This is a genomic window from Serratia sp. BW106 (assembly GCF_002607755.1).
GTDB classification, from domain to species: Bacteria; Pseudomonadota; Gammaproteobacteria; order Enterobacterales; family Enterobacteriaceae; genus Serratia; species Serratia proteamaculans.
The window spans coordinates 1-9,598 of sequence record NZ_MCGS01000067.1; the positions used below are offsets into that span (position 1 = coordinate 1).

A 9,598-nucleotide genomic window follows, 5' to 3' on the forward strand; every position below is an offset into this window, starting at 1 on the left:
CTTAACCGATCGGTGTTAGCCGCACGGCGGTTTTTTTATTCCGCTGATCTTGAGAATCGGCGGTAACGGTGGGATGGTAAAGCCTTCGTCGCTAATCCTGGAGTTGTTATGTACATCGTTAACCTGACCTACCACCGCCCGATAGCAGAAGTCGACGGCCACCTTGAAGGGCACATTGCCTGGCTGAAGAAATATTTCCAGGACGGCACCTTCATCGCCTCCGGCCGTAAGAATCCACGCACCGGCGGTGTGATCCTGGTGAAGGGCATAGATCGCGCCCAACTGGACGCCATTGTCGCGCAGGATCCCTTCAACGCCGTAGCGCACTATGAGATTACCGATGTCGCCCTCTCCACCACCGCCAGTGGTTTTGAACTGCTCGCCGGGCTTTAAATCTGCCGATTTTCCGCGCGCACAGCGCGGAATACTGCCAATATTCTATTTTTAAAACTTTATTTCATTTTCCGTCTATCCCTCCCCACATCAATTGATGCCGCCTATAATTAAGCGCATACTTATCAGGCTAACTTTTTTGCTTTGCCCCCTTGCTTGTGCACGTCCGCAAAGCGCCCCACCTTATGCAGCAGGAAAATATGGCTTCGGCACCAGAACCCATCAACTGGAAACGCAATCTTTTTGTCACCTGGCTGGGGTGTTTCCTCACCGGTGCCGCCTTCAGCCTGATCATGCCATTCCTGCCGCTTTATGTAGAAACCCTTGGCGTCACCGGCCATCAGGCGCTGAACATGTGGTCTGGCCTGGTTTTCAGTATCACCTTCCTGTTTTCTGCGATGGCCTCCCCGTTCTGGGGCGGGCTGGCTGACCGGCGCGGACGTAAGCTGATGCTGTTGCGCTCGGCACTGGGTATGGCGATTGTGATGCTGCTGATGGGCATGGCGCAAAATATCTGGCAATTTTTGGCGCTGCGCGCGGTACTGGGCCTGCTCGGCGGTTTTATCCCCAACGCCAACGCGCTGATCGCCACTCAGGTACCGCGCAATCGCAGCGGCTGGGCGCTGGGTACCCTGTCCACCGGCGGGGTCAGTGGTGCCTTGATTGGGCCACTGATTGGTGGCCTGCTAGCCGACCAATATGGCCTGCGTCCGGTGTTCTACATTACCGCCGGTGTGCTGCTGGCCTGCTTTGTTCTGACGCTACTGTATGTCAAAGAACAATTCACCCCGGTGCAGAAAAAAGACATGCTGCACGCCCGTCAGGTGTTTGCGTCGCTAAAAAGCCCCAAGCTGATCCTCAGTCTGTTTGTCACCACCATGATTATTCAAATCGCTACCGGATCCATAGCGCCGATCCTGACGCTGTACGTGCGTGACCTGGCCGGTAATATTCATAATCTGGCCTTTGTCAGTGGCCTGATCGCCTCGGTGCCGGGCGTCGCCGCGCTAATGAGTGCGCCACGGCTGGGCAAGCTGGGCGACAGGATCGGCCCGGAGCGCATTTTGGTGTTTATGCTGATCGTATCGGTGCTATTGCTGATCCCGATGGCCTTTGTGCAAACCCCGTGGCAACTCGGCGTACTGCGCTTCCTGCTGGGTGCGGCCGACGGTGCGCTGTTGCCGGCGGTACAAACCTTGCTGATCTATAACTGCACCAATCAGGTAGCCGGGCGGATTTTCAGCTATAACCAATCATTCCGCGATATAGGCAACGTCAGTGGCCCATTGATGGGTGCCGCCGTCTCCGCCAGCTATGGCTTTCGCGCGGTATTCTGCGTCACCGCCGTGGTGGTGCTGTTCAACGCGATTTATTCCTGGTGGTGTTTGCAACGCCGACCGGCGCGGATGAGGGAAGACACCCTGCAGGAAGAGTAATAGCCGTATTTATCACCAGTTCCCTCACTTAAATGGGCCGACGGCCCGTTTACCCTACTTTTAGTATTGATACCCCTCAGTATCCCTCAGCCAGTACTCATCAGATAATTCTTAATGCAATTACTTGTTTTTAAAAAAGTTATTAACTTTTAGTGCAATAAACCACCTGTCAATAACATTCCCGCCGTAACCAACATAAAAACCAGGAAAGGAGATGTTTGTCGACTTTTCATCTAAAAAATGGGATACAGGGACTAGACAAAACCACCATCCAGTTATCAAATGGTTAAATAATATCACGCCCAATGTAAAGCATTGGCCAAGTGAAAAAAGGCCGACGCGCTTTCCACGGTTAACGGGCGCTGCGGCTGCGGTTTTGTCGGGTAATCCGCACTGGGTGGATCACCTTCCTTAAATACACATACATACCACAATATAAGCTGCATCAATGCGGCGCATTTTATTGGGAAGACGTTATGCAATCCTCTGTTAATAACCAAGAAAGCCGGACCTTCTTCGGCCATCCTTATCCGCTGGGATCCCTGTTCTTTACCGAAATGTGGGAGCGGTTCTCGTTTTACGGCATTCGCCCATTACTGATCCTGTTTATGGCCGCCACGGTCTACGACGGCGGCATGGGGTTGGCACGTGAAAATGCTTCGGCGATTGTCGGTATTTTTGCCGGCAGCATGTATCTGGCTGCCCTGCCGGGCGGCTGGTTGGCAGATAACTGGCTGGGTCAGCAAAAGGCGGTTTGGTACGGCTCGATTCTAATTGCCCTCGGCCACCTGTCGATCGCGCTGTCTGCCTTTATGGGCAACAACCTGTTCTTCATCGGCCTGATGTTTATTGTGCTGGGTTCCGGCCTGTTCAAAACCTGTATCTCGGTGATGGTCGGTACGCTGTACAAGAAAGGCGACAACCGCCGTGACGGTGGTTTCTCGCTGTTCTATATGGGCATCAACATGGGCTCGTTTATCGCCCCGTTGATCTCCGGCTGGTTGATCCGTTCCCACGGCTGGCACTGGGGCTTCGGTATCGGGGGTATCGGCATGTTGGTAGCGCTGGTGATCTTCCGCGTCTTTGCCGTCCCGGCGATGAAACGCTATGACAGCGAAGTGGGCCTGGACTCCACCTGGAACAGTCCGGTCGCCAAGAAAAACGGCGTCGGTGCCTGGCTGATTGCGCTGGCCGTCGGTGCGGCGGTGATTATCACCCTGATTGCCCAGGGCATCATCGTGATTAACCCGGTCGCTGTGGCCAGTACGCTGGTTTACGTGATTGCCGCCTCGGTCACCCTGTACTTCATTTACCTGTTCGTGTTTGCCGGCCTGAGCCGTAAAGAACGCGCCCGCCTGTTGGTCTGCTTCATCCTGCTGGTGTCCGCGGCCTTCTTCTGGTCAGCCTTCGAACAGAAACCGACCTCATTCAACCTGTTTGCCAACGACTATACCAACCGTATGATTGGCGACTTCGAGATCCCGGCGGTGTGGTTCCAGTCGATCAACGCCCTGTTTATCATCCTGCTGGCACCGGTATTTAGCTGGGCATGGCCGGCACTGGCGCGTAACAAAATCCGTCTGAGCAGCATCACCAAGTTCGTTATCGGTATTCTGTTTGCCGCTGCGGGCTTCGGGCTGATGATGCTGGCTGCGCAGAACGTGCTGAGCAACGGCGGCGCGGGCGTGTCTCCGCTGTGGCTGGTCGGCAGTATTTTAATGCTGACGCTGGGTGAGCTGTGCCTTAGCCCTATCGGCCTGGCGACCATGACCCTGTTGGCGCCGGAAAGAATGCGTGGCCAGATGATGGGCCTGTGGTTCTGCGCCAGCGCGCTGGGTAACCTGGCGGCCGGTCTGATCGGTGGCCATGTGAAAGCCGACCAACTGGGTATGCTGCCTGACCTGTTCGCACGCTGCTCAATTGCGCTGTTGATCTGCGCCGCAGTATTGACCCTGCTGATCGTCCCGATCCGCCGCATGATGGAAAACACTCAGGGCAAAAGCGCACAGAAACCGGCTGCCAACGCCTGATTACTGTTTCGTTTACCCTTCAGCCAGCGCCCGGTGCGCTGGTTTTTTTATGCCTCCCAGGCCCGCTGTTGCAACACCACCCGGTAACCGTCCAGATCCTCGAACGTCTGTCCGCTGGTGTCCCAATAAGGGTTGTAGGCGGCGACACGCCGAAAACCGGCGGCCAGCATTCGCTGGCATCCCATCAGCCAGTCCGCTTCATCCGGTAAATAAAACACCAGTAAATGATCTTGCGTCGGCGCCTGCCCCACTTTGACGCCACGATGGTGAGTGAACTCCAGGTGATAACCGTGCTGTGGGTGCCCGACCATCACGCCGTCAAAACCCTGATGATCGTCGAACTCGCCCAACCGTTCGAAACCCAGCCCCTGACAGTACATAGCCGCAATTTCTTGCAGACGATCGGTCGGGCGCGCAATGCGCAGTACCGCATTAGCTATCGGCATTATTTTCTCCGCATCATAATGATTTCATACAGTGCCATGCCCACCAGCATCGCCGCCACGAACAGCCAGCCCGCCGAAGAGCCCGCCCCGGCGAGTACCCAGGCCGGCCCAGGGCAAATGCCCGCCATGCCCCAGCCAATGCCAAACAGGGTGCTACCGGCCAGCAAACGACCATCGAGACGACGGTTAGTAGGGATCTGCAACTCGTCACCCAACAAACTACGCTGTCGGTGGCGAGCCCAAAGAAACGCCGGTGCCGCCACCGCAATCGCCCCCACCATCACCAATGCCAGCGATGGATCCCAATTGCCGGTAATATCGAGAAACGCCAAAACCTTGGCCGGATTGGCCATACCGGCAACGATCAGACCAAGGCCAAAAATCGCACCACTCAGTAAAGCAAACAGGTATCTGAACATGGTGTTAACCCCCTATCCAGTGACGAACTGCCCAGACCGTGGCAAAGCCCAGCAGCATGAATACCGCCGTGGCCGCCAGCGAACGCGGTGCCAGTCTTGCCGTACCGCAAACGCCATGGCCGCTGGTGCAGCCGCCGCCCAACCGGGTACCCACCCCCACCAACAATCCGGCCACGATCAGCCACAGGCTGCTGCCACTCACTGGCATTGCCGGTAGTGGCGCGCCAAGACCATACAGCCAGGGCGAAACCAACAACCCGACAAGAAATGCGGCCCGCCAGGCTTTCTCTTTGCCCCGCGGCGTCAGCAAACCCCCGGTAATCCCGCTGATGCCGGCAATACGGCCGTTAAATACCAGTAGCAGCGTGACCGCGATACCAATAATCCCTCCGCCGGCCAGGGCAGATAACGGCGTAAAATGCAGCCAGTCAATGGTCATTGTGTCTCTCCCGGTTTTGGGCAGTAGAGTTGATACAGGATGCCCAGTATTGCCAGCGCCTTTTCATCACTGACCGCGTAGTAAATTTGCTTGCCGTCACGGCGTGTGGCTACCAACCCTTCCTGACGTAACACGCCAAGCTGTTGTGAAAGTGTCGGCTGGCGGATCGCCAACGCCTGAGCCAATTCCCCTACCGACATCTCGCCCTGGCTGAGCTGACACAGCAACAGTAAGCGATCCTCATTGCCCAGCGTCCGCAGTAATGTTCCGGCCTGCGCTGCCGCCTGCCGCATGCTGTCGATATCCATCACCCCTCCATATAGTTTATAAAATAATATATTGTATATTTATAAACTATATTTACCCACCGCACCATAGGCTGGTACGAAAGGTTTCAGCATGGCATGCTGCCGTTATAACTTTCCGCGGACTGGGGATGCCCCAAACAATGCTGCTTTTCCATGACGCTGTGCCCGCCAACCGGTCGATTGTACCGATTGCCAAAGATTACCAGCACGGCGACTTCGAGCCGCCCCACTACCATGACTGCGCGCAATTGATTCATAGCCTCAGTGGCGTGGTGCAGGTCAATACTCGTCTGGGCAGTTGGGTGGTCCCGCCAGGGCGCGGCGTCTGGCTGCCGGCACGGGTTGAGCACAGCCTGCGCATCACCGGCAAGGTCGCGGCAAGAGCTCTGCTGGTCGATCCGCTGGCGCGCGCCGATCTGCCGGCACGTTGTGAAGTGGTGCAGGTTTCCCCGTTGCTGCGCGAACTGATTATCTGTGCGATGGATATTACGGCGGACTACCCCACCGGAGGACGTGAAGAGCGGATCATGGAGCTGATCCTGGATGAGCTGCGCGTGCTGCCTATTTTGCCACTGAATCTACCCGAGCCGCGCACTGAGGCGCTGCTGACACTGTGTCGGCATATTCAGCAATCGCTGGCACACCCTTGGGAGTTGGAGCAGGCGGCCCGTTACATCAACGTCAGTGGCCGCACGCTGTCACGGCGCTTTCAGCGTGAGACCGGGCTGCGCTTTGGTGACTGGGTGCGACGTGCCCGGTTACTGGCGGCATTGAACGCGCTGGCCGCCGGGCATTCGGTGTTGGAAGTGGCGCTGGATCTGGGTTACGACAGCCCCAGTGCTTTCAGCGCCATGTTCCGTCGCCTGCTCGGCGTCGCGCCCAGTGCTTATTTCGCCAAATAACGTGCGGCAACGTTGAACAGTGCCTGCAACGAGGCACTGGCGGAATCGACGTCGATGCCCACGCCATAAGCCGCCTCACCGTGCGCCAGCGTACAACGAATGTAGGCTACGGCGCGGCTGTGGCTCTGATGCCCTAATGTATGCTCGTGGTAGTCCTCTATCGCCAGATTCAGTCCAAAACTCTGACGCAGCGCATCCACGGCACTGGACAACAGGCCGTTCCCTACGCCCAGCAACCGCTGCTGTTGCCCTTCGAACAACACCCGGGCACTGAAGCTGTAGGCCTCGACGCTGTGACTCTCGGTCTGATAGCTCAGCAATTGCAAGCGCGGTTGCTCGACCAGGCCATAACTGAGGCGAAACAGCCGCCACAACTCGGCGGTGGTCATCTCTTTGCCGCTGCCGTCGGTGGATCGCTGCACTACTTTGCTGAAATCAATCTGCAGCCCGCGGGGTAACGACAATCCATGGTTCTGTTCCAGCAGCCAGGCCGCCCCACTTTTACCCGACTGGCTGTTAACCCGGATCACCGCTTCATAACTGCAGCCGACGTCCGCCGGATCGAGCGGCAGATAAGGCACCTGCCACAGGCCATCCTGTCGCTGCTGCTGGGCGGCGAACCCCTTTTTGATCGCATCCTGATGAGAGCCGGAAAAGGCGGTGAAAACCAGTTCACCGGCATAAGGGTGACGTGGGTGCACCGGCAGTTGGTTGCATTGCTCGACCACCTCTACCACCTGCTTCAACTGGCTAAAGTCCAGCCCCGGCGCAATACCCTGGGTATACAGATTGAGCGCCAGCGTCACCAGGTCAACATTGCCGGTGCGCTCACCGTTACCGAACAGGCAGCCTTCCACCCGATCGGCGCCGGCCAGCATCGCCAGTTCGGCGCAGGCGACTCCGGTACCGCGATCGTTATGCGGATGCACGCTGATTGTCACCCGATTTCGCTGACTGAAGCGACGGCAAAACCATTCAATCTGGTCGGCGTAAACGTTCGGTGTACTGACTTCTACCGTCGCCGGCAGGTTGATGATCATCGGCCGCCCGGGGCCAGGCTGCCAGACATCCGCTACCGCTTCGCAAATTTCCAGCGCAAACTCCAGCTCGGTAAAGCAGAAGGTCTCCGGCGAATACTCAAAGGTCCAGGCGGTCTCCGGCTGCTGCTCGCACTGCTGGCGAATACGCAGCGCCCCATTGACCGCCAGCGCCACCGTTGCCGCCTTATCCTGCTTAAACACAATTTCACGGAACATCGGCGCGGTGGCGTTATACAAATGCACAATAGCTCGTGGCACCCCCCGCAATGCCTCAAAGGTGCGATCGATCAGGTCATCACGCGACTGGGTCAAGACCTGAATGCTGACGTCGTTCGGGATCAGTTGCTCATCAATCAATGAGCGAACAAAATCAAAGTCGGTTTGCGACGCCGAAGGAAACGCCACCTCAATCTCTTTAAACCCACACTGCAACAGCAGTTGGTAGAACTGGCGCTTACGGTCGTTATCCATCGGCTCCGCCAGCGCCTGATTGCCATCACGAAGATCGCTGGAGCACCAACGCGGCGCCTGCTGCAGGGTACGACCGGGCCATTGACGCTCCGGCAATACCACCGGCGGGAAAGGACGATATTTGATTGAAGGGTTGGCTAACATGGCGATCTCCTGGGCTGTCATAAGCGATGCCTTATTATTTCCTGCCGGAAGATGACCTGCTCCCGCCTGGCGGACAACCATCGTCGCGAAACGGACAACAAAAAAATTTGCATCCTGCGCCAGTGCAGCAACAATTACTTTTGATGTCAGTCATGGCGTTTTGGCACGGCCAAAATCCTTTCGTTACCCTCACTACTGGAGATAACCATGAGCCTGTATGCAACCCTGGAAGAAGCAATTGAAGCAGCGCGCGAGGAATTTATTGAGTCCGCCGAAAGCGGTAACGATGATCAACCGCCGGTGCCACAACAGTTCAATCTGCAAAAGTACGTGATGCAGGATGGTGATATCCTGTGGCAGGCCGAGTTCTTTGAGCAAGAAGGGGAATCGGTCGAGTGTCTGACGTTACGCAGCGGTGCCGCCGCACAGGCCATTTTCGACGGTGATTATGACGAAGTCGAAATCAGCGCCGAATGGATCGAGGAAAACACGCTGCACGAGTGGGAAGAAGGGGATTTCCAACTCGATCCCCCACTGGATACCGAAGAGGGCCAAACCGCCGCCGACGAGTGGGATGAACGTTGAATGATAGCGGGCGGGAGCGAAACTTCCCGCCCATAAACTCCCCATCATTTTCAGAGAGGCATCATGATTATCCGCCAGGCACGCCCCGAGGATTACCCCGCCATTCTGCAGTTGCAAACACAAAATACCCCGGCCAATTTAAGCGACAGCCAGAAACGTCAGGGTTTTATCGTTTCGAGTATGAACGAAGCCCAATTAACCCGCATTAACCAGGGTCTGGGTATTCTGGTGGCGGTTGAAGATCGGGCGTTGGCCGGTTTTGTTTGCCTGATGACCACGGACGCGCAGCCCCGCCCGCCGGTGGTGGATGCCATGCTGGAAAAACTTGCCGGCGAGTCGTTCAACGGGCAACCGTTGAATGAACAGCGGGTGTTTATGTATGGCCCGGTGTGTCTGGATACCGCCTGGCGTGGCAAAGGCGTGCTGAAGCAACTGTTCGCCGCCGTCAAGGCACACACCCGGGAGGAATTCGACGTTGGCGCTCTGTTTATTGACGACAGCAACCCGCACTCACTGGCGGCCCATCAGCAGGGATTGAAGATGACGGTGCTGGCTCCCTTCCACTGCGGCCCGCATGGATACCAACTGCTGGTGTTTGCCACCCGGGACCAGGCTTATTCGTAAGGCCCGTGCTGCGCATCAAACGGCAGCATAAAGGTATCTACCACCATCGACAGCGGCACATCGATCACCGTGACATAACGCCAGGGCGTATCGCGCAGATCCCATTGCACACCCGGGTAATATTGATGGCCGTGGCCGGCGCCCGGTACTGTGCGGCTGATAATACTGCCGCAGCCGGTTAACAGCGTCACGCCTGCTGCCAATAATGCCAGCCGAAGAAAAGCAGAGAGATTCACCAAATTGACTCTTGATCCTGGTTGTTCTGAAAGTAAACAACGCCCGCCGCGAATGTTAACATAGTTTTTTCTATTCAGATTGTCAGCATGGCGTAAGCGAAGCGCCAAATAAATATCCTCCGGCA

The 9,598-nt window shown here is 56.7% G+C and carries 12 protein-coding genes; 6 read left to right on the plus strand and 6 right to left on the minus strand.

Going from position 1 to position 9,598, the window contains the following annotated elements; genetic code table 11:
- The first annotated feature begins 108 nt into the window (after positions 1-108).
- From BEI65_RS26030 to BEI65_RS26040, 3 genes are all read left to right on the plus strand, one after another.
- On the plus strand, positions 109-393 hold the full coding sequence (locus BEI65_RS26030) for a YciI family protein (RefSeq protein WP_085116217.1): 285 nt from the start codon (positions 109-111) through the stop codon (positions 391-393).
- Positions 394-593: 200 nt separating this feature from the next.
- Positions 594-1,829, plus strand: a complete 1,236-nt coding sequence (mdtG, locus tag BEI65_RS26035) for a multidrug efflux MFS transporter MdtG (RefSeq protein WP_099065682.1) — start codon at positions 594-596, stop codon at positions 1,827-1,829.
- A 476-nt stretch (positions 1,830-2,305) separates the two neighbouring features.
- Complete coding sequence (locus BEI65_RS26040; RefSeq protein ID WP_099065683.1) at positions 2,306-3,859, plus strand: peptide MFS transporter; 1,554 nt, start codon at positions 2,306-2,308, stop codon at positions 3,857-3,859.
- Between the two features lie 47 nt (positions 3,860-3,906).
- Here BEI65_RS26040 and BEI65_RS26045 read toward each other — a convergent pair whose 3' ends face one another.
- The 4 genes from BEI65_RS26045 to BEI65_RS26060 are packed head-to-tail and all read right to left on the minus strand — an operon-like array spanning position 3,907 to position 5,471.
- Positions 3,907-4,305 (minus strand): VOC family protein, encoded by a 399-nt coding sequence (locus BEI65_RS26045; protein WP_099065684.1) that lies wholly within the window; start codon positions 4,303-4,305, stop codon positions 3,907-3,909.
- The gene (locus tag BEI65_RS26050) at positions 4,305-4,724 is read right to left on the minus strand and encodes a YeeE/YedE family protein (RefSeq protein ID WP_099065685.1); all 420 of its coding nucleotides are present in this window, start codon (positions 4,722-4,724) and stop codon (positions 4,305-4,307) included. The genes BEI65_RS26045 and BEI65_RS26050 overlap by 1 nt, the downstream gene beginning before the upstream one ends.
- Positions 4,725-4,728: 4 nt before the next feature.
- Entirely contained in the window at positions 4,729-5,163 is a 435-nt protein-coding gene (locus BEI65_RS26055) for a YeeE/YedE family protein (protein ID WP_099065686.1), read from the minus strand.
- A complete protein-coding gene (locus BEI65_RS26060) occupies positions 5,160-5,471 on the minus strand; it encodes a helix-turn-helix transcriptional regulator (protein ID WP_085116212.1) in 312 nt (103 codons plus the stop codon). The genes BEI65_RS26055 and BEI65_RS26060 overlap by 4 nt, the downstream gene beginning before the upstream one ends.
- Positions 5,472-5,611: 140 nt before the next feature.
- Here BEI65_RS26060 and BEI65_RS26065 point away from each other — a divergent pair, with 140 nt between their 5' ends.
- Entirely contained in the window at positions 5,612-6,373 is a 762-nt protein-coding gene (locus BEI65_RS26065; protein ID WP_085116211.1) for a helix-turn-helix transcriptional regulator, read from the plus strand.
- Here BEI65_RS26065 and leuA read toward each other — a convergent pair.
- On the minus strand, positions 6,358-8,028 hold the full coding sequence (gene leuA / locus BEI65_RS26070) for a 2-isopropylmalate synthase (protein ID WP_099065687.1): 1,671 nt from the start codon (positions 8,026-8,028) through the stop codon (positions 6,358-6,360). The genes BEI65_RS26065 and leuA overlap by 16 nt on opposite strands.
- A gap of 207 nt (positions 8,029-8,235) precedes the next feature.
- Between leuA and BEI65_RS26075 the strand changes: the two genes are divergently transcribed.
- Together BEI65_RS26075 and BEI65_RS26080 are read left to right on the plus strand one after the other, a co-directional pair.
- The gene (locus tag BEI65_RS26075; protein ID WP_085116209.1) at positions 8,236-8,613 is read left to right on the plus strand and encodes a MysB family protein; all 378 of its coding nucleotides are present in this window, start codon (positions 8,236-8,238) and stop codon (positions 8,611-8,613) included.
- A 63-nt stretch (positions 8,614-8,676) separates the two neighbouring features.
- Entirely contained in the window at positions 8,677-9,237 is a 561-nt protein-coding gene (locus tag BEI65_RS26080; RefSeq protein ID WP_099065688.1) for a GNAT family N-acetyltransferase, read from the plus strand.
- On the opposite strand, the gene BEI65_RS26085 is transcribed toward BEI65_RS26080, so the two are convergent.
- The gene (locus tag BEI65_RS26085; RefSeq protein WP_099065689.1) at positions 9,228-9,473 is read right to left on the minus strand and encodes a YceK/YidQ family lipoprotein; all 246 of its coding nucleotides are present in this window, start codon (positions 9,471-9,473) and stop codon (positions 9,228-9,230) included. The two genes, BEI65_RS26080 and BEI65_RS26085, sit on opposite strands and share 10 nt — an antisense overlap.
- Positions 9,474-9,598: the final 125 nt, after the last annotated feature.